19 protein-coding genes and 1 tRNA gene are annotated in these 20472 nt (G+C 50.1%); 5 read left to right on the top strand and 15 right to left on the bottom strand.

What is annotated here, in order from left to right; all coding sequences use genetic code 11:
• Positions 1–76: 76 nt before the first annotated feature.
• The 5 genes from CSR04_RS10595 to CSR04_RS10575 all read right to left on the bottom strand — a co-directional run bounded on the left by CSR04_RS10595 (position 77) and on the right by CSR04_RS10575 (position 10225).
• Entirely contained in the window at positions 77–2944 is a 2868-nt protein-coding gene (locus tag CSR04_RS10595) for a TonB-dependent receptor plug domain-containing protein (protein WP_102796256.1), read from the bottom strand.
• Positions 2945–3322: 378 nt separating this feature from the next.
• Positions 3323–5446 carry a fatty acid oxidation complex subunit alpha FadJ gene (gene fadJ / locus CSR04_RS10590; protein ID WP_102796255.1) on the bottom strand — a complete coding sequence of 708 codons (2124 nt, stop codon included), beginning with the start codon at positions 5444–5446 and terminating at the stop codon, positions 3323–3325.
• A gap of 10 nt (positions 5447–5456) precedes the next feature.
• On the bottom strand, positions 5457–6782 hold the full coding sequence (gene fadI / locus CSR04_RS10585) for an acetyl-CoA C-acyltransferase FadI (protein ID WP_102796254.1): 1326 nt from the start codon (positions 6780–6782) through the stop codon (positions 5457–5459).
• 101 nt (positions 6783–6883) lie between these two features.
• A complete protein-coding gene (locus CSR04_RS10580) occupies positions 6884–8500 on the bottom strand; it encodes a GMC family oxidoreductase (RefSeq protein ID WP_102796253.1) in 1617 nt (538 codons plus the stop codon).
• Positions 8501–8680: 180 nt separating this feature from the next.
• Positions 8681–10225, bottom strand: coding sequence for a hydroxymethylglutaryl-CoA reductase (locus tag CSR04_RS10575; RefSeq protein WP_102796252.1), 1545 nt, complete (start codon positions 10223–10225; stop codon positions 8681–8683).
• A 167-nt stretch (positions 10226–10392) separates the two neighbouring features.
• Between CSR04_RS10575 and CSR04_RS10570 the strand changes: the two genes are divergently transcribed.
• Positions 10393–11100 (top strand): hypothetical protein, encoded by a 708-nt coding sequence (locus CSR04_RS10570; protein ID WP_102796251.1) that lies wholly within the window; start codon positions 10393–10395, stop codon positions 11098–11100.
• On the opposite strand, the gene CSR04_RS10565 is transcribed toward CSR04_RS10570, so the two are convergent.
• The 4 genes from CSR04_RS10565 to CSR04_RS10550 all read right to left on the bottom strand — a co-directional run bounded on the left by CSR04_RS10565 (position 11091) and on the right by CSR04_RS10550 (position 14552).
• Positions 11091–11402 (bottom strand): DUF4156 domain-containing protein, encoded by a 312-nt coding sequence (locus CSR04_RS10565; RefSeq protein ID WP_102796250.1) that lies wholly within the window; start codon positions 11400–11402, stop codon positions 11091–11093. The genes CSR04_RS10570 and CSR04_RS10565 overlap by 10 nt on opposite strands.
• Positions 11402–12901, bottom strand: coding sequence for a wax ester/triacylglycerol synthase domain-containing protein (locus CSR04_RS10560; RefSeq protein ID WP_102796249.1), 1500 nt, complete (start codon positions 12899–12901; stop codon positions 11402–11404). The genes CSR04_RS10565 and CSR04_RS10560 overlap by 1 nt, the downstream gene beginning before the upstream one ends.
• Positions 12898–13554 (bottom strand): TetR/AcrR family transcriptional regulator, encoded by a 657-nt coding sequence (locus CSR04_RS10555; RefSeq protein ID WP_102796248.1) that lies wholly within the window; start codon positions 13552–13554, stop codon positions 12898–12900. The genes CSR04_RS10560 and CSR04_RS10555 overlap by 4 nt, the downstream gene beginning before the upstream one ends.
• Before the next feature lie 146 nt (positions 13555–13700).
• The gene (locus tag CSR04_RS10550; protein ID WP_102796247.1) at positions 13701–14552 is read right to left on the bottom strand and encodes a TraB/GumN family protein; all 852 of its coding nucleotides are present in this window, start codon (positions 14550–14552) and stop codon (positions 13701–13703) included.
• Positions 14553–14744: 192 nt separating this feature from the next.
• Between CSR04_RS10550 and CSR04_RS10545 the strand changes: the two genes are divergently transcribed.
• The gene (locus CSR04_RS10545; protein WP_102796246.1) at positions 14745–15446 is read left to right on the top strand and encodes a hypothetical protein; all 702 of its coding nucleotides are present in this window, start codon (positions 14745–14747) and stop codon (positions 15444–15446) included.
• Between the two features lie 107 nt (positions 15447–15553).
• Here CSR04_RS10545 and CSR04_RS10540 read toward each other — a convergent pair whose 3' ends face one another.
• On the bottom strand, positions 15554–15763 hold the full coding sequence (locus tag CSR04_RS10540) for a hypothetical protein (RefSeq protein WP_102796245.1): 210 nt from the start codon (positions 15761–15763) through the stop codon (positions 15554–15556).
• Between the two features lie 30 nt (positions 15764–15793).
• Positions 15794–16600 (bottom strand): GNAT family N-acetyltransferase, encoded by an 807-nt coding sequence (locus tag CSR04_RS10535; RefSeq protein WP_216362547.1) that lies wholly within the window; start codon positions 16598–16600, stop codon positions 15794–15796.
• 362 nt (positions 16601–16962) lie between these two features.
• Here CSR04_RS10535 and CSR04_RS10525 point away from each other — a divergent pair, with 362 nt between their 5' ends.
• Together CSR04_RS10525 and CSR04_RS10520 are read left to right on the top strand one after the other, a co-directional pair.
• Positions 16963–17184 (top strand): TA system antitoxin ParD family protein, encoded by a 222-nt coding sequence (locus CSR04_RS10525; RefSeq protein ID WP_102796243.1) that lies wholly within the window; start codon positions 16963–16965, stop codon positions 17182–17184.
• A complete protein-coding gene (locus tag CSR04_RS10520; protein ID WP_102796242.1) occupies positions 17177–17467 on the top strand; it encodes a type II toxin-antitoxin system RelE/ParE family toxin in 291 nt (96 codons plus the stop codon). The genes CSR04_RS10525 and CSR04_RS10520 overlap by 8 nt, the downstream gene beginning before the upstream one ends.
• A 695-nt stretch (positions 17468–18162) precedes the next feature.
• On the opposite strand, the gene CSR04_RS10515 is transcribed toward CSR04_RS10520, so the two are convergent.
• Positions 18163–18561, bottom strand: coding sequence for a RidA family protein (locus tag CSR04_RS10515; RefSeq protein ID WP_102796241.1), 399 nt, complete (start codon positions 18559–18561; stop codon positions 18163–18165).
• A 175-nt stretch (positions 18562–18736) separates the two neighbouring features.
• Here CSR04_RS10515 and CSR04_RS10510 point away from each other — a divergent pair, with 175 nt between their 5' ends.
• A complete protein-coding gene (locus tag CSR04_RS10510) occupies positions 18737–19327 on the top strand; it encodes a TetR/AcrR family transcriptional regulator (protein ID WP_216362546.1) in 591 nt (196 codons plus the stop codon).
• 33 nt (positions 19328–19360) lie between these two features.
• Here the strand turns inward: CSR04_RS10510 and CSR04_RS10505 are convergent, their stop codons facing one another.
• The 3 genes from CSR04_RS10505 to CSR04_RS10495 form a co-directional block, all read right to left on the bottom strand.
• Positions 19361–19654 (bottom strand): type II toxin-antitoxin system RelE/ParE family toxin, encoded by a 294-nt coding sequence (locus CSR04_RS10505; RefSeq protein ID WP_102796240.1) that lies wholly within the window; start codon positions 19652–19654, stop codon positions 19361–19363.
• Positions 19654–19875 (bottom strand): addiction module protein, encoded by a 222-nt coding sequence (locus CSR04_RS10500; protein ID WP_102796239.1) that lies wholly within the window; start codon positions 19873–19875, stop codon positions 19654–19656. The genes CSR04_RS10505 and CSR04_RS10500 overlap by 1 nt, the downstream gene beginning before the upstream one ends.
• Before the next feature lie 366 nt (positions 19876–20241).
• Positions 20242–20318 (bottom strand) — tRNA-Pro (locus tag CSR04_RS10495).
• Between the last annotated feature and the right edge of the window lie 154 nt (positions 20319–20472).

Here is a 20472-nt window from a genome sequence, read left to right as displayed (position 1 = left end):
CTGGATAGTGCTGCTTTACAGCAGTTTGACGTCACCGGCTGATACCAGCCGGTTTATCGGTTCAATAAAGTGCTTATCAGAACTTGTATGACGCCGTAGTGAAGTACATGCGGCCAATATTGTTATACAGGCCGGTAAACTCTGTTGTACCACGGGTAAAGCTAGGTAGGTTGCGGTCAAACAGGTTGTCGATACCCACGGCCAGTTTAATGCCGTTGTCAAACTGGTAGGCAACCTGGGCGTTACTCAGGAAGTAACTGCCATAGCCCATGTTATCGCTCGGATCCGGGTTGATAGCCAGGTCCTGCTCTGAGTAGCGGGATACCGCATCCACATACAGGGTGCGCCAGGAAGCTGACCACTCACCAAGGCTGTATTTCAGACTTAGGTTAGCCTGCCACTGGGCATCACCTTCTGTGCCTGCTTCCTCTTCAAATTCACCAGGGGCGTCCTGGAATGAATAGGTACGACGGGATTCCAGGTAAGTACCCACCAGTTTGGAGTTTAAGCGGCCACCGAATACGTCGACATCATAGCCCAGCTCAAAGTCCACACCCTTAGCGGTTTGTGCAGCCACATTCTGGTAGATAGTGGTGATCAGGTCCAACTGCTTGGTGTTCGGATCGCGCTTAATCAGGCTACAGAACTGGTTGTTCAAACCACTGGCAGAGTCCACACACTTATTCAGGATGTCCTGTGCCTTCACAGCATCAATGGCATCGTCAATTTCAATGGACCAGTAATCCAGGGTCAGGCTCAGGCCCTGAACAAACTCAGGTTGATATACCAGACCTACAGTGTAGCTTTGCGACTCCTCTGCATTCAGATTTGGGTTACCGCCAGTTAAGCCTTCTACGCTGGCACCCGGATCATTGAGAACAAAGTCTTCAGCAATACCCAGTGCTTTACAGTTGGCAACACGGGTGGCTGTTTGCTTGTTATCCAGAGCACAAGGGTCGTCAATATTACGGAAGAAGGTTTGGTCCTGTGGACCATATAACTCCTCGATATTGGGCGCCCGCAGTGCTTCAGAGTAGGTAGCGCGCATGCGCAGCTCAGAGGTAATGGTCCAGTCCAAACCGGCCTTCCAACTGGTGGCAGAACCAATAGTGCTGTAATCGGCGTAACGCACTGCAGCGTCAAACAACAGTTCATCCACAAAGGGCAAGTCAGTCAACAGCGGTGCAGAGATTTCCGCAAACACTTCCTTGACGTTAAAATCGCCTTTCGAATATTGGAACGCGTTAAAGAAAGTCGCACCCGTGGAGGCAAAGGCATCCGGTACGGTTTCGCTTTCTTCTTTGCGGTATTCAACACCGGCGGAGAAACCCATAAATCCGGCAGGCAGTTCAAACAGGGCGCTATTGTTTACACTGGCGTTAAACACTGTCTGGCGAATGGTGCTGTGACCAAAGGACGTGGTATTGATCCAGTTACGCCCTTCTTCACTGATACTGCCGTCACCGAACAAACTGACAGGTACACAGCCTTTGGCGCGGGCCGCTTCGTCACGACACACTATTTCACCGCTGCTCAGGCGAATAGCGTCGGTGGCTTTGTCAAAGTTATCGCGCACCAGGTTATTGCGGTTCCACTGCTTAAGACGGGTTTCACCAAACAAGCCATAGGCTTCATACGCCCAGTCATCACCAAACACGCCATCAGCGCCCAACACAAAACGCTTAGTGGAACGGGTGTTGTCTTCGGTACGACGGCCAGCATCTTCCAGGAAACGGTTCAGTTCAATGCTATCCAGGTTATTGGCATCCATCAGGGTCGCCAGGCTCTGGTGAATAAAGGCATTGTCACGCTGAATAACTACCGGAGCATTAGTTGCATCATAAAACGCTGGCTGGCCGATAGACTGACCACGGGTACGCACATATTTGGCCTCGGCAAACAGATTCAGTGCTTCAGATACCTCAAAAGTCCCTTTGGTATTCAGGTTCATGCGATCGAAAGTCGGCTGCAGCTCAACATAACGGGTCAGGTTCAAAAATTCGCAGTCGGTGCACTTGTATCCTGTGCTGTCCAGTTGCCCTACATTCTGCAGACGCACCGAACCGTCTGGATCAAAGGCATACCAATTACCGTCCACGTAGGTATTGCCACCTGGCAGGTTATCCAGCCAGCCGGTGTTATACAAAGTAATGTTGTCGGCGATACCGTCATGCACAAATACGCCATTTTCATCACGGGCATCTTTACTGGCGGGGTTACGCACCGACATATAGGGGGTGCGGGTTTGATCGCGATCATTGGCGTTCATACCGTCCTGGCTGGCGTATTCGGCAGCAAAGGCGATATTACCGCGACCATCGGCAAAGTCCTGACCAAAAGACAACGACACTTTGTCGTTCTTATAGGGACCTTCTTCGCCTTTACCTTTAGTGGCAGAGAAGTCCACTCCGGTGATGTTTTTCTTCAGACGGAAATTCACCACACCAGTTACCGCATCTGCACCATATACGGCGGAGGCACCGCCGGTAATAATTTCTACCGAGTCTAACCAGGCGGTGGGGATAGTGTTAGTGTCAACCGATGCGCTACCGGCGCTGCTGGCCACATGGCGACGACCATCAACCAGTACCAGGGTGCGCGAAGTACCCATACCGCGTAAATCCAGAATGCTCAGGCCGGCGGTGCCGATAGAGCGACCGGAGTTACCCAGTGAAAAGGTGGCCGCCAGTGAAGGCAGTTCGTTAAGCACTTCACCAATGTTCATGGCGCCGGTTTCAACCAGATCCGCGCCAGAAATCACGGTAACAGGAGAAGGCGCAATGGCGCCTTCACGAAGAATTCGGGAGCCAGTTACCTGAATTTTCTCAACAGCAACGGCTTGGTCAGTATTATCCTGGGCAACGGAATGTGCCGAAAATCCAAAAAATGTTGTGGCCGTCAGCGCATAACGCACGGCATTGGATACTTTAGAGTTTAAATACATTGATTGTGCTTCCCACTTTACCACTTGAGGGTGAATATTTTTTCACTGCTTACGCAGTTTTATTTACTCTTTCGTTCCCTTTTCAGGGGGCGCGGATAATAAGCAGCAAGCCTTAATCGGGTCAACAGCAGAACCGACGAACAGCAGTAAAAACGTGGCTTTGAAAAGACTGGGCAACATAATAAAAACAGATTTTACACCACGCTAACCAAAGCGATTGAAAATCAAGCTGGATAAATTTCAATCTGCACTAGCCGAGAAATATGACAATATGATTAATTATTCCGTTCTATCGCATAAATAATAATTTTGAGTTCTTTATTACTGCTGAATAATTAGTGCATAAATTAAAAAGCCCGCATTTGCGGGCTTCTTCTATCAGGCATAAAAGGATTTTTGTTGCTCTGCCATTTCTTTAAGTAATGGCGCGGGGCTGAATTTATCCCCGTACAATCCCTGGTAATGTTCCAATCTGGCCACCACATGGTTGATGCCCAGGCTGTCCATATAGCGGAATGGGCCACCGAGGAATGGCGGGAAGCCAATACCAAAGATAGCGCCGATATCACCGTCCCTGGGGCTACGAATAACCTGCTCGGCCAGACAAAGTGCCGCTTCATTCAGCATCAGCAGTGCGCAGCGCTCGGCAATCTGGTCATGGCTGAATTTCTGCGACGGGCTGATCCCCAGCAAAGAATAAACGCTGTCATCCACCTCTTTACCAGGTTTTTTACCGCTGTACTTGTACAGGCCACGCTTGTTTTTCTTGCCTTTGCGATCATCTGCCAGCAGTTTGTCGAAGGCATCCGGGGCACGAAAACGCTCCCCCAGTTCCGCCACCAGAATAGGCGCAATCTTAGCACCGATATCAATGCCCACCTCATCCAGCAACTTCATGGGGCCGACCGGAAAACCAAAATTCAGCAAGGCCTGGTCTATTTGCTCAATGGACTCGCCGGCCAGCAGCACACAGGCCGCTTCATTCATATAGGGAGCCAAAATACGGTTAACATAAAATCCTGCACCGTCTTTCACCACTATCGGGGTTTTACCCTGTTTACGGGCCAAATCCACCGTGGTGGAAATAGTCTCAGCAGATGTGCCAGCATGGGGTATCACCTCAGCCAGCGGCATTTTATCCACCGGTGAGAAATAGTGCAGGCCAATCACCTGTTCCGGACGTGCTGCCTGTTCGGCTATCTGTCCAATTGGAATGGATGATGTGTTGGTGGCAAAGATCGTGTCTTTTTTAGCATTGGCCTCTATGTCCGCCACCGTCTGTTGTTTAAGCTTAAGATCCTCAAACACCGCCTCAATCACCACATCCACATCGGCAAAGCCGGAATAATCCGTACTGCCGGTCAGCAGCGAAAGTTGTTTCTGCATCTCGGATTTACGCATAAAACGGCGCTTAACCTTCTTGATCAGCAGGTCATAGCTGTATTTCATGGCGTTCGCGATCCCTTCGCTGCGAATATCTTTGATTCGTACCGGCAGACCGGCTTTACTGCTGGTTACAAAAGCGATACCGCCGCCCATCAGGCCACCGCCCAATACCGCGGTTTTCTGCACTTTGGCTGGTTTAACCCCTTCTACACCGGTTTCTTTTTTCATTTCGGTGGTAGCGAAGAAAATATTACGTAGCTGTTTTGACTCCGGCGTCATCACCAGATGACCAAAATGGCGGGCCTCCAGCTCATAGCCGCGGCTGGTGTTAACCCCGGCTTCAATACAATCGATAATGCGCTCTGGTGCCGGATAGTTACCGCGGGTTTTGCTGCGGGTCTGTTTACGCGCCTGGTTAAACAGGAAATTACGGCCAAAGGGCGTACGCTCCAAGGCCTGCCCTACCAGGTTCAACTTGGGTGGCTGGCGCTTGGGTTTGTGCTTTTTAGCAAATTGAATGGCCACATCAAGCAGAATAGACAAGGGCACAGCGTCGTCTACCAGACCGTCTTTCTTGGCCTGCTTGGCGCGCAGTTGCTTGCCCGTCAGCATCATCGTCATGGCTTTTTGGATACCAATCAGTTTTGGCAGACGCTGCGTACCGCCACTACCGGGCAATAAACCTAACTGCACTTCCGGCAAACCCATCACGGTTTTGTCATCCAGACTACAAATCCGGTAGTGACAGCACAGTGCCAATTCCAGTCCACCGCCCAGAGCCGGGCCGTGAATCGCCGCGACCACCGGAATCTTCATATCTTCGATACGCTTAAACATTTGCTGCCCGGCACGGGACAAAGCTTCTGCGTCATCTGCAGATTGGCAGGCGGCCAGCATACTGATATCCGCACCCGCCACAAACGAGCTGGGTTTACCACTGGCTAATACCAAGCCTTTGATGGTGGTATCTTTCTCAATCTCATCCAACTGCGCGGCAATTTGCTCGGCAAACTCCGCCTTGAGGGTATTCATGCTCTCGCCTGGCACGTCCATGGTCAGAATAGCGATACCGTCATCCCTGCGACTCAGGGAAAATGCGCTGGTCAATTCTGTCATATTGTTCTCCTTATTCTGTTTCCAGGATCATGGCGGCGCCCAAACCACCGGCGGCACAAGCGGTAACCAGCCCGGTTCCACCACCTCGGCGATTCAGCTCATTCAGCATCTGGGTGATCATACGTGTGCCGGTGGCAGCAAATGGATGACCATAGGCAATGGAACTGCCCATCACATTAAACTTATCCATATCCATCTCGCCTATCGCCTTATCGCGGCCTAACTTTTGTTTGGCGAAGTCAGCACTGGCAAACATTTTCAGATTGGCCAGGGTCTGAGCAGCGAAAGCTTCATGCATTTCAATCAGGGTTAAATCACTTAGCGTCATACCGGCTCTGTCCAGCGCTATGGGGGTAGCATAAGACGGGCCCATCAGCATATCTTCCCAGACATCAATGGCAGCAAAGGCGTAACTGCGAATATAGCCAAGCGGCGTGTAGCCGAGGGCCTTGGCACGACTTTCGGTCATCATTAGTACCGCAGAGGCACCGTCGGTTAAAGGCGTGGCATTGGCGGCTGTTACCGTACCGTATTTACGGTCAAATACCGGACGCAACTTGGCATACCCTTCCAGTTTAGAATCAAAGCGGATGTTGTTGTCCTGCTCCAGCGCCCCTTTGTATGGTTCGGCATAGGCGGTCATCACCTCACCGCTAAGTTTGCCTTCCTGCCAGCTTTTTGCCGCATTGCTATGCGAGCGGTGCGCCAGCGCATCCTGGTCTTCCCGGCTGATTTGATGACTCTTAGCCATTTGTTCCGCCGTATCGCCCATGGACAGGCCGGTGGAATATTCGGCCACCGCAGGTGGCACCGGCAACAGATCTTTAAAGCCGAGGCGCTTAATCACATTCCACTTCTGCCCGAAGGTTTTGGTTTTTTGTAGGTCGACCAGTGCACGGGCCAGATTTTTGGATACCCCAATGGGAGATACCGAGGTGGAATCTGCCCCACCGGCAATACCCACTTCAATAGTGCCTGCCATCATAGATTCAGCAATATTTACTGCTGCCTGAAAACTGGTGGCACATGCACGGGATACACTGTAGGCATCTGTATGCACGTTCATGCCCGTTCCCAGTACAATTTCCCGGGCAATATTGGGCGCTTCCGGCATTTGCACGACCTGGCCATACACCAGTTGTTCCACCAGCTTGGGGTCCAGGTTATTGCGAACCAGCATTTCATTGACCACCATTTTACCCAAATCCACAGCCGGTACGCCGTGGAAGTAAGTGGCCATTTTTGCAAAGGGAGTGCGAAGACCTGCCACAATGGCAATACGATCTCCGCTGCGCGTGGTCACGCTGCGGGTGACAGAGGATGGGTTACCTGGCATTCTGTTTCCTTTTAGTGGTCAGACCTGTTTGGCAGGATTGTACTCTTTGCCGAGCAAAATTCAAATTCTAGCCTATGTGCATCAGGTTGAGATCAGCGGGACTAGCCTGGTTGATGTTCCGCTTTAATCAAATCGGCGGCCTTTTCGGCAATCATGATGGCAGGCGCATTCGTATTACCACCTATCAGACTTGGCATAACAGACGCGTCCACCACGCGCAGGCCACTTAATCCTCTGACCTTAAGTGCCGGGCACACCACTGCCATAGCATCATCAGCCTGCCCCATCTTACAAGTGCCTACCGGGTGATAAATGGTTTCCGCCTTAGCACGGATAAATTCCAGCAAATCCTGGTCTGTTTGTTTGTCTGCACCAGGCAACCATTCTTTTGGCTGGTACTGACTAAAAGCAGGTTGTGACAATATTTCGCGCGCCAGCCGAACACCGTCCAACATTGCCTGTCGGTCATCTTCATGGCTCAGATAGTTGGGGTCCATCAATGGTGATTGCGCGGGGTCGGCCGACTGCAAACGAATCGTGCCGCGACTTTTAGGATACAGATAACAAACGTGTAACCCATAGCCGTAGCCCCACACCAGGCTGCGACCGTGATCCTGCAATATGGCTGGAATAAAGTGAAACTGCAGATCGGGTATCCCCTTGGACAAACTGCTGCTGACAAAGCCGCCCGCTTCAGCAATATTGCTCGAACCCATGCCGCTGCGCCGCATCAGATATTGCCACACTCCCTGGGTATAACCGGGCACCGCGCCTGGTGCGACGCCGTAGCCAGCCACTTTTCTGCTCTTGCATTGCACTATGGCATCCAAATGGTCCTGCAGGTTTTCGCCCACGCCGGGTAAATCATGCAGAACGTTAATTCCCTTTGATGCCAGATGTGCTGCGGGCCCAATACCAGACAACATTAAAATCTGTGGTGAGTTAATCGCACCGGCACTGAGCAGCACTTCTTTATCTGCAAGCCAATGCTGAACCTGGCCCTGCTGCACAAATTCCACTCCTAGCGCCCGACCATTCTCAATAAGTAAGCGATTAACCTGGCCCGAGGTAACAATATGCAGATTGCTGCGTGATTTAGCCTGGCTTAAATAGGCTTTGGCTGCAGAACAGCGCTGCCCTTCGCGCTGCGTCACCTGATAAAACCCCACGCCCTGGCGCTGATCCCGGTTAAAATCCGCCAGATGTTCAAAACCAGCCGTCTGACCGGCCGCCACAAAATCCTGCGACAGCCTGCTGACATGGCGCAGGTTACTCACCGACAAGGGGCCGCCCACCGCGTGGAATTCATCTTCGCCCATGGCCTGGTCTTCGGCTTTTTTAAAATATGGCAGTACCGACTGCCAGTCCCAGCCATCCGCTCCCTGCGCCTGCCAATTGTCGTAATCTTGCATGGCACCGCGAATGTAACACATAGCATTAACCGAGCTCGAGCCACCCAGGGTTTTGCCTCTTGGCCAGTAAAGACTGCGGTTATGCAATTCCTTTTGTGGCGCGGTGGTGTAATTCCAGTTGATAGAGCGAAACCGGCTAAGCAGTGCCAGGCCAAAAGGAATATGAATTAGGGGGTTGGTGTCTGGCTTGCCGGCTTCCAGCAAGCAAACCTGCCAGGCCGGATTTTCCGACAATCTGGCTGCCAGCGCGGCACCGGCAGACCCTGCGCCAACTACAATAAAATCAAAATGTCTTATCTGCGCCATCGGACCACCTGCGTTATTACTGATCGTACCAGTGAGTCTACCAAAGATTTCTCAGCACCCGCACCGAAAGTTAGGGGGTTTTAATAACGATTTGTCCATTATTTATGCATAATGCGACAGCAAGATGAAAGGGCAGCCAGGAGACCGGCTGCCCGCATTTTGTGCCTGAATCGCAGCAGGTTACCGGTTGCGGCCATACTGCTCGTGGGATGATACCCAATCGGCGGAGGAAATCGCCGAAGCCAGGGAAATTTCACCGGCCAGCGCCACCGCCCCGACAATTTCGGCAAACTTGTACACCCGGTCACGGCCATAGCAATCCATTAATTCCAGACATTCCCTTTGTGTGCCGATACCGGTGCCACCGCCATAAGTCGCCACAATCAACGACGGAATGGTCAGCGACAGATACAGATCGCCGTCATCAGTGAGCTCACTGTAGAGAATACCGGCCGATGATTCAGATACGTTGGCCACATCCTGCCCGGTGGCAATAAACATGGCAGTGATGCCATTGGGAGAATGCAAGCCGGTGTTATTTACCCCAGACAGAAATGAGCCAACACCCGCCACCCGACCATGGTAATCAATTTGTTTGGGCTCAACCCGCATCACCTGCAGTAAATGTTCACGTTTTATGGTGATTTCACTGACCACCCGCTTACCTCGGGTGCGCATAATATTAATTTGCGAGGCTTTCTTGTCGGTAGCGAAGTTGGACTCCAGATAAAAATTGCGAATGCCTTTATAGTGATCGAGGATCCAACCACAGGCGGCAAAAGTGGCTCTGCCGACCATATTCTGTCCGGCTGCGTCACCAGTGCGGAAGTTAAAGCGCAGGAAAGCAAATTTATTCGACAGAAAATGGTCAATGTAAGTCAACTTGGCAACCGATGAGGTGGCTTCGGCTTCATGACGAATACTGTCGAGATTTTCCCTGATCCACTGCACAAAATCCCGCGCTCCTCTGGCGTCATCAAACACAAATACCGGTGCCCGCTGCATGGCATCGTCCACCACGGTACTTTTCACTCCACCACTCATATTAAACAGCTTCATGCCACGGTTATACGAGGCCACCAGCGTGCCTTCGGTAGTGGCCAATGGCACCATAAAGTCGCCCTGAGCGTGTTCGCCATTAATACGGAATGGCCCGGCAATGCCGATAGGCACCTGCGCCACACCAATAAAATGTTCAATATTGCCCTGCAGACTATGGGGGTCGATGCTGTACTTGCCCACATGATTGATTTTGGCATCACTGAATTGTTCAAAAAAGCGCTGTCGAGCCTGAATAATCTCCTCGCCGTAATCATCAGTGTCCGAGCGGGGAACTTTGTTATGGTCCACCTTGTTTTCGGTCACCACATCTTCCACTTCCAGTTTCAATGTACCAAAGGGTGAGGCTTTAAAGCTCACCAGTATTTTGTGTTTTTGCTGTGGCAGTGGCTGGCATTGCTCGATATGTACAAACAACGAACTCTTGAGCGGAAAGTCATGGCTGCCCATGCTGTTAAATTCTGCCAGCGGTAAGGTCTGCCCATCAGCCAGTTGCAGAAAAATCTTATCCCTGGGTACTTCCTTACCGCCTATGCGTATCTCGCTAACTTCCTGGACGATGGCATCCTTAAGGCGGTTTTTCAGGGAGAAACGCACTCCGCTGCCCATATTGGTTAAACTGCCTCTGTTATATAGTTGTTTTAGAAGAATACTTGGAATGAACATATCTGCTTGCTACCCCTGTTGTTGTCAGCCATCCTGAATAGCCTTGAACGGAAGGCTGTTTGTTTATGCCTATCAACTATTGTTGATAAAACCGCCAAATGCTAGTTTTATATAGTGTTTTTTCTTTGATAACAGTAAGTTGCAACAATGCCCAGAGAGGAAATGCTGTGCTGACATCTGACAAGCTCCTGCAACGTGCCAAGTACTGGCTTTACGCTTGGTTGGTACGCTTTGGCAGACTGCGTCAGTTCAGTATGTCGGTGGACGAAGTTAGTGCCCTGCTGGTGCCCAATCTGCCAATTCAGTTAAACCTGGCGATCCCTGGCGGCAATGGCGTGCTGAACGTATTGAGTGTGGAGCTCAGCCTGCCAGACAACAAAATGCAGATGGCGTTACTCTGCGAATTCAAGGTGGAGATGCGCGGGGTCAGAATTTACCAGGCACATATACTGGCCACGGTGCAGGGAAAGCCGCACTTTCTTAAGCAAAGTGCCACTATTCGCCCCATGCAGGTCAGCCTGGATACAATCCAACTACTGCAGGATGACTATCTGGTGATTAAAAGTAGCAGAGATATTCTGGCCCGCCTGCTGCCAGACTCTATTTCAGGTTGGGTCAATGCTTCGTTGGATGTATTCAGTGGTGGCTTGTATAAAGACGCCGCCGCCTATCTGGACCTTTATGTTAGCGGCGGCAAGCAAAGAGTATTGGATTACCACAAAGGGCAAATTGAAAAGCAGTTGCTGGATCTGGTGACCAGTGGCGAACTGGATTATCAGTTGGATGAACACCTGCCCGATGAACGGCTGTTTGCCCGCCTGGGCAAAGAGGTGCAAGTGCAGAACGGGCAGTTAGTGTTTTTGTTTCACCGCTGACAGCGATATACCACAAAACGGCGGCTGCCATGTTGAATGTCACTGTCCACCGTCAGGGCGTTACCACCCAGTTTTACCGCTTCATTCTGGCCCAGCTTTAACAGTTCGGCGGCCATTTTTTCCTGGTCTCGCTCGACAAAGGCGATTCTATCCAGCACCTGCGCATTGGCACTGCCCAGGCGCTGACAGTCAGCAAGCTGATGCTTTTCCAGCAACACGACAGCATCTGCGCCAGGCACCGATTCCACCGATGCACAACCACTTAAAACCAGTAAAGGAAAAATACCATTCAACAACTTCATTAGTGCACCATTGGTTCGCGGGCAAGTTCTTTATCAAGGGCTTCGTCCTGAGCATGTTTCAGCTCATCGTCGACAATGGACTTTACCTCATCATCCACCCACTCACCAATATCTTCAATATTCAGGCTTGGGTCGTCGGCACATTTATCCAGCATTTCAAAGGCTTCCACAAAATAATGAGCCATGCTGTCCAGCGAGCTGATATGGGTGTTGCAACACACAAGACCAATGTTGGCGGTCTGGCCATAGGTCAGCAAGGTGATATTCACCCCGCCCCCCGGCGTAATAGTGGAAATAGGATAAGCCGCCAGCAGTTTGGCATCGCGCAAATAGCGGGTCTGGCTTGGCCCTGGCACATTGGAAATAAGGATATTGGCGATGGGCTTAAACCAATCCGACAAATGCAGCAACTCCACCACCAGCGCCACCGCCTGAATCAAGATGGTGTAGTAGCTAAAAGCGCCTGGCTCTGAGCGTTTCGCCGCATTTTTAACGATGCGGTGGTTTTCAATAATCTGCCGCAAACGCAGGTAGGGGTCCATTTCACCGTGCGCCAGTTTGACCGGCACTATAGCTATCTTATTGCCACCGGTCTGCTCACCCGGCTTACGCAGGTTAATCGGCATATTGGTATACAGCGCCTTTTTAAAGCTATGGTGGCCGTAGTCCTTTAAAAAACGATGCACGCCGATGTCGAAACAACAGAGTAAAATTTCATTGGCCGACGCACGCATGCGCTTCGACAGCGCCTGCACACGGGTAAAGTCTAAATCCGCCACCGCCACTACCCTGCCTGGCTTGACCTGGCCGGTCAGCACCGTACGTGTGCCGGAAAACGGAATAGGCATATAGTGATCATTAATACGCACCAGCTTTACAAGCAAACGAAACAGGATCCAAAACAGGTCCACCACGGTGCGCAGAAAATGCCAGGCACTGGATATCAGTCCAGACAGCCAGTGCTTGGGACGGCGCTGGCGAAAAGGTTGCGGCAGCGCCCAAACCGGAGTAAAGCCATCGATATCAGGTTGTTCCCGGTAACCAGCCTGAAACCAGCGGATCAACGCGGCACCATCACCATACATATGGTGAATTTTCACATAAATGGCGAAATGCCCGCCCTGCCGGCTTTGAATCAGATGGTACTGCCAAAGGGGCTTGTCTCTGTCCAGACGAGGCTCATGTAATTTGGCAACAAAGCGGTTTAAGCCGGCCTTGTCACCCACATCATCGATAATATGCAGTTGCACATGATACTGCATATCCAGCTCCCGCACGGTCACCAGTCGCAGTGGAAAACCCAGCATCTGTTCAACTATGGTATTAAACGGGCTGGACGGCTTATCAAAACGACGAAACTGTTCGGCCAGATTAGGCAGATAGTCTTCGCCGGCCCCTGCGGGTAATTCAAGCAATTGCAGACAGGCTACATGTTTAGGGTTACTGTCGGATTCTGTTATCCAAAACGCCCGGTCAAGAAAACTAATCTTTCGCGTCACTCTGCATGCTCCCTGTTCTGTTCCCGTTGCCCGCTACGCACGGTCTGCTGTAAATCTTGCCATGCGCCCGGTTCGATCTGCATATAAGGTCTAAGTAGAAACAACATATTGCTCATACACTGCTGCTCAAAAGCCTGAGCGTCCAGCTCCTGCGCTTTTAACAGAGCATAGTTGCCAGCCTGGCTGAATACCAACCCCAGTTGCTGCAACATCAGCGGCACGTCGGAAGGTTCAAGACTAAGCAGCCCCTGCCCAATAAACTGATTCAGACAGTCTTCTAAAAGCTGGTCTTGCTGCTTAAGCAGCAAACGAAATGGCTTAACCAATCCAGGGTATTTTTCCAGTAAATCAACCGGATTACGGTACAGAAAGCGAAAGGTCAGATTGACGTCCAGCAGCAAATGCAAGAAGTAGAAAAACTCGTCCAGCTCCAGTGTCTGCTGCGGAGCAATAAGCAGGGGATGCATTTGCTCCCGGTATAACTCAAACAAGGCCAGGACAATCACTTCCTTGCCTTTAAAATGGTAATAAAGATTGCCCGGACTGATATCCAACTCCATGGCGATATCTACGCTGGTCACCGCAGACTCGCCATGGGTATTGAACAATTCCAGACTGGTAAACAAAATCCGTTGTGCTGTTTTACTGGCCATGGCCGTCACCTGGATAGTTCTTGTACACCCAGACTAACGGTATTTTGGCTAAAGCGAAAGCACTCAGACACTTTTACCCTAAAGCAGCCACTGACCAGTGAAGTGGTTGACTAGGTTCAGGCTTTTTCGTTAGTTAACAATAGCCTTCAGAGTTTTTCGAGCTGGTATCCCCGCGCTGCCAGTTGTGCCAGCAAACCATCCGGGCCCACCAGATGCAATGCTCCCACCAGTACCAGTTCCACTTCTTTATCCTGTAACATCTTAACCAGTTGCGGTAGCCAGTTATCGTTACGGGCTTTCAGCAGGCTGGTGTATAAGGCCGGGTGACTTTCCAGCATAGGCTGTATGCCCTCTTTCTCAAGCGCTTTAATATCCGCTTCACGCCAGGCATGGCGCAGCTTGGTCAGCATATCCGGCAGGCTTTGCATGTCTTCCAGGGTATACAGCACCAGTTCGTCTTCCTGCCCCGCGCCCATGTCGGCCAGATACCCCATCTGCTGCTCCGGTGTTTCCAAAAAACCCAGTGCCTTACCATCTTCTGACGCCTTAAGCAGATAATGGGAATCGACGCCAAGCTGATCCAGCCCCAGCTTTTGCATTTCCAGTTTGGTCAGGATCAGCGCCAGCATGGCAGCTTTATAACCCATCAGCGGTTTTGCCTGCATGCCGTGGGCCTGTAAATAATCATGCAGTTTGGTGAATGTGGCAGGGGACAATTTGTCTGCCAGACTCTGTCCGGCCGGTAAAGTCATCAGCGCCATTATCTGTTGCATAAAGGCCGGTTCCTGCATCAAACGGATATCGGTTTCCAGCACCACTTTAGCGGCGTTTTGATAGGCCTGGTCAAAACCGTCTGGCAGCGGATAGTCGGCCTTACTCAGTAAATGCAGGGTGCCGCCCAAATACAGTTGGCTCCCGGCTTTTGACACCCGCCATACGGCACCATCGGCCTGACATAGTGACGACAAGCAGCATAACAACAGCAACCAATGCTTCATTGATATTCCTTTTATAAAAAAGCCGACTTTACCCCAAGTGCCGGTAACAAGGGAAAAACAAAGTGCGGCGAATACCAGCAAGCTTTTACAAATTGACGGCAGCCGATTAACAACTGATACAGTCAGCGAGTTCCCCCTTACATAGCATATGGGCAGTTGAGTTTTTTACGTTATTCACCAACGGGAGACCCTATGTATAACAAGATCACCGCAGTACTGGCATTAGGCCTGCTGCTAGGCGGCTGTAAGCTGGACCTGAGCAGCGACGGCAATAAGGAAGATCCGGCTTTTAGCTTTGACTTTGAACAAAACGACCATGGCTGGAGCGCTGGCTTTTCCGATTATCCACCGGATGATCCCGACACCCACGAACTCAGCTCCGGTCTTAAGGCGTTGCCTACCGACAGCCAGAAGCAAGGGTTTATGCTGTCAGGCCATAATCGCAGTGACGATTTGTTTATGTATATTAAAGGTAAATTCACCGGCCTGGAGCCCAGCAGCCGTTATCAGGCCAGTATCAGCGTGAACCTGCTAACCAATGCCGGTGAAGGTTGCATGGGAATAGGCGGCGCCCCTGGCGAATCAGTGTGGATGAAATTTGGTTTTGGTGAGCAGGAGCCCAAACAGGCCGACTACTACCTGAACCTGGACAAAGGCGCGCAAAACAATAACGGCAAAAACGCTAAAATTATCGGCGATATTGCCGCCAGCGGCGCCAACTGCGAAGGCAGCAAATATGTAGAAAAAGTGCTGGCCAGCAACAATGACAGCCGTATTGAGTTTACCACCAACCAGGATGGCAGCATTTGGTTGTTTGTCGGTACAGACTCCGGCTATGAAGGCAAAACCACCCTGTATTACGATAAAATTGATATTCAGTTGAAGCGCTTGTAATTTTTACCCCTAAGCGCTCGGCTGGCAATGTCTGCAGCCCCTGGGCCCAGGTGGTAAAACACCTAGGCCCGGCGATGCCGCCACCACCTGGTATGCAACTAATACTGCTAAAACAATCGCTTACCTGTTATGGCAATATACAAGGCAAGCACACCCACAAGTGAGTAAAGCACCTCAAATGCGCCAATGCTGGTGATGCCTTGATCAAAGGCACTGATCACAATCATCACCGCCAGTAATAACGATGGAACAGCGGCAAGCGCTACAATCAGGCGAATCGTTGGCGGCAGCTTAGCTGTATTGTTGATATTGTTCATTGCATCCCTTAACCGCCGACATCGGCTCGTTCAGCTATCAATAACCGATTCCCAGGTACCGTAAAACCTCAAACCAAGTGACTCCGCCAGCTTTATCGATGGCTCGTTATCCACTTGCGTTCGATACTGCAGAATGTAGCCGTGTTTTGCAATTTCCCCATGAGCATAATTAACGAGTTTTTTAGCCATGCCCTGCCCCCGAAAAGCAGGTGCCGTAATCACGCCCAAATCGGCAATATGGCTTTGCCGCCATGGATACAGGCTACAGGCCGAGATAAGTTTATCGTGCAAAAACAATCCAAAAACCTGCCAATGGTCCAACTCTACCCAGGCGTTGTCCCACTCGTCATCATCAATGTCCTGTTTAAATTCTGCATAAAGCTGTGTATCTGCCTCACTTAAACTGCGAATCTCAATATTGCTACCAGCCAAATTGACCGTGACAGGCTGTTCAGAAAAATACACCCGGTCCGGACTGTGCACCTCAATACCTGCCTCTGACAGGCGCGTTCTGAATGAGCCTAGGTCATTCACTGCGGATGTATGCTCCAAGCACAACTGCGCTGCCATTTGAGGGGCAATACTTACCCTGGTTTTACCCTGGCCGCAGGTCAAAATGGTGATTTTTTCATCTTCAGCAAGTTCATGATGAATATAAATATCCATATCAAGCCCTGTTACACTAGGCTCACCGCTAAAGTAGAAATCTGACCAAACACATTCAAACTTTTCCATCATCGACACTCCATCCGTTTGTCTGAGCAAGGTCACCCCCTTACCTGTGAGTTCAGCAACACTAAACTGGCCAGCCTTTTTTGAAAGTCTTGCCAGATACACTGCTGTCCTTGAATTTAAAAAAGCCGACGTTGTGACACCTTCATACCTTGTATCGCCCTGCCGCCCGTCACTCTTCCATCAGAATCTGCATCATCAGCCTGTGCCGGTTTAGAAAATCCCGGGTAACAGCAAAATGCTCCGTGTCTTCATAGGCTACCTCATATATGCCACTTTCCGAGAACCGATAGATCTTCGATCAGGGATAAGCCAGTAATATAGGGGAATGCGTGGCAATGATAAATTGGGAGTTGTCTTCCACTAACTTGATGAATCGCAGACAGCGCCGCCATTTGCCGGGTACGCAACTTGCTACAATTGTAGCACTTCGCTACAATTCATTTGTTGTTATCAGGAGACATATTATGGCGACAGCGAGCGTAAGACTTGACCTAGATCTAGTTGAGAAAGCTACCATTATGGGCAAAGCGCTGAACCGCACTATGCCTAAACAGATTGAGCACTGGGCGAAAATAGGTGAAATGATGGAAGATAATCCAGATTTGCCTTACGAGTTCGTCAAACAGGCAATAATATCTAAAGCTGAAAAAGAGGCGGGGAAATTGGAGCCTTACGACTTTGGCTGATATTACCACTGTTTTACAGACAGCTAATTTTAAGAGAGCAGTTAAGAAGTTACATCAGAATCAGAAAAATGATTTGGATAAAGCGGTAAAGGCACTGATGCAAGAGCCATTGCTGGGCGAGCAGAAAAAAGGTGACCTGTCTTTTCTTCGCGTCTACAAGTTCAAGATGGTCAAACAGTTGACTTTACTTGGTTACAGTTACGAAGATGGCACTGTAATACTTGAATTGATCGCACTCGGTTCGCATGAGAATTTTTATCGGGATGTTAAAAAGTTATTCTGACTCATTGCGTATAACGGATAATATGGATTCCCTCTTTCCAGCGTTTTGCCAAACTCAAGTGGCAACTGTTAAGGAGAACTGTCCATGTCTTATATGACACACCCTCCGTGGCGCGCCAATCCCACTCGAGCGTCCTGTCTGTTGCTTTTCAGGCCAGTTGAAGCTGTTCAATCTGGTTCCTGACCAGACTTTTCCCCAAATATTCTTCACCACAAAGGGCGCGAAGAGCACGAAGGACAATAGAGATTGTCCACTCTTCTTGTTCTTCATGCCCTTTGTGGCAGAAAAAGAATGACTTGAGAGAACCGGGGGTGGCTTTTGGTATCAGGCACGCAACATTAAACTTCTGATTCTGAGCGAAGCCATCCGAGACACGCTTTCCACTCGATGTTCTCCCAGCAAATTGCCCACCTTTTAGCAGCGCCTCGACCCGACAGGGAATTTTAAGCGGAGCTAAAGCAACTTGGGACGCTTGAGGGCGAAGCTTTGGCTCGGTTGCCTCATTACCAATATCATCAATGAACCTTAGCCTGTTGATCCGGTTGATCGCTGTTGATCTAAATGCGCAGCTTTTTAGATTTTGCCGCGCCGCGGCTGCGCCAGCGTATTAGTGCCTTGTAGGGCAATGCGTATTAAGAATGTCGTTAAGCAGCAAGGGCATGTGGCATCCTGCCACAAGCGGCACGTCGGGATGTTTATACCTGGCCGGGAATTCTGGCGATGACCTTAATCTCAAAATCAAACCCCGCCAGCCAGTTTACCCCTAGCGCCGTCCAGTTTGGATAAGGGCGCTGGTTAAAGATTTGCGCTTTTACCGCCATAATGGTGGCAAACTGATTTTCCGGATCGGTATGAAAGCTGGTTACATCAACAATGTCAGCCAGCGTACAACCCGCTGCAGCCAGAACCGCCTGTAAGTTTTCAAACGCCAGCTCAACCTGACGTTTAAAGTCAGGCTCCGGGCTGCCGTCTTCACTGCTACCCACCTGCCCGGATATAAAGAGTAAATCCCCGGATTGAATAGCCGCCGAATAACCATGCTGCTCATAAAGTGCATGTCGGTTGGCAGGAAAGATAGCTTGACCCTTAATCATAAATAAACCTCACTTGATTGCTTGAGCCTGTTGATGCCGATTGCATCTTCAGGCTGGATTTGCGGTATGATGCAAACAGCACATTTCACATACAGCTCGTATACAGAATATCTGGCATACAGTTCGTATGTCAAATTTCAAATACAACTCGTATATGAAAATCATTGGGAGCATAATGAAAAAACGCGCCGAAAGTATGGCCGAGAACCGGGCCAAATTATTAGCCGCTGCACGTAAAGCCTTTGCAGCGCACGGCTATGCCGCTGCGTCTATGGATGAGCTGACCTCATCCGTGGGCTTAACCCGAGGAGCGCTTTACCACAACTTTGGTGATAAAAAGGGATTGTTGAGCGCGGTGGTGGATCAGATTGATTCAGAAATGGCGGATTATGCCCATCAATTAGGCGCACAGGCTGGCGATGCCTGGCAGGGATTGCTGGTCGAAGGTACCGCCTACATCGAAATGGCCCTAAACCCGGAAGTGCAGCGGATCGTTTTACTGGATGGCCCGGCGGTACTGGGCGATCCGTCACAATGGCCAAGCCAGAGCAGTTGCCTGCAATCCACCCGGCAAACAGTGGTAAAGCTGATTGCCGATGGCACCATGCAACAAGTTGATGCCGAAGCTGCCGCCCGACTGCTAAATGGGGCCGCACTCAATGCCGCCCTTTGGGTTGCAGCCAGCCCAGAGCCTAAAACGGTATTGCCTAAGGCCATTGAGGCATTTCGGGTATTGGCGGGTGGTTTTTTGGCGAAAGCAAATTGACTTGAGTCCATTACCTGATAAAGAAATTAATGATCAGCGCTCTAGCCAGTAGCCAGGTTTTCTATGATTATGCATCACAGCGATAACATAGATAACTTTGCTACCCTGTACTTTATAGATTATTGAAAAAGGAAAGCGGCTTAGAACAAAGCGCCGATGGCATTGACCCATCTTAGGCCAGGTGAATGGCAAAGATTGAATTGAGCTAAAAGATTCTTCCAGTTCGTTTATGAACTCATGACCTAATCCCAAGGACTGCTCTTGGTACCATTGGAAAGAATGGAATATTTCTGTTTTCACATCCGGGTGAAAAACTAAAGGTAACATCAACCGACAATATCTTTTTTAATGTCAGCCCAGCACCGCCCTTCGACCTTTCCTGATTCGAGTTCAGCACTGCGTAACTCAGCAAGCTTCAACCAATCAGCATCCACATCACAATCAGATTTTTCATTCATTGCCGTAAGAAGACAGTGAGCAGCAATAGCCTTCTCTTTATTGTTGAGCTTCCCGATATATTCGAGCATGGTTCTTAACGCATCTGACATATATACACTCCTGTGGAACTAGAAAAATAATACCACTAAATCGATATTTAAGAAGGTTTGACCAATACACTGATTTCTGGCACATCACTTGGCTAGTAACCAACACACTTGATAAAAGTAATCGCTTAAATCCTGAAGTTATATAGAAACTATGGATACAACAAAGAGAGAAAATGGTCGGCGTGAGAGGATTTACTCCGGGCGTCCTACCCTTCGCCCTTCGGGCCATCGTCGTCCCTCCGATGTTCCAATGCATTCCTGACGCATTGGTGAACTCCGACTGTAACCGCTAGCGCGCTTATGTCGTAGATTCGTTGAAAGCTGTGGAAAATTTAAGAATTAATTGGGTATCAGAAAGAGAGAAAATGGTCGGCGTGAGAGGATTTGAACCTCCGACCCCTGACACCCCATGACAGTGCGCTACCAAGCTGCGCTACACGCCGACTGAAGAGGCTGCAAAGTTTACTTATTTTACCTGGCTTTGCAATGCCCAGATGACAGAAAAAAGATCGTTTGCCGATAATCTGTTCAGTCTGGGCGAGTGATGGGCAATCTGCTGGAGTTTTATACGGTATGGGTTGTGTGCCTTTGGATGTT

The sequence above is a fragment of the Bowmanella denitrificans genome, from assembly GCF_002887595.1.
Taxonomy (GTDB): domain Bacteria; phylum Pseudomonadota; class Gammaproteobacteria; order Enterobacterales; family Alteromonadaceae; genus Bowmanella; species Bowmanella denitrificans.
Note: the sequence above shows the minus strand (reverse complement) of the source record. Positions and strands in the feature narration are given on the sequence as shown.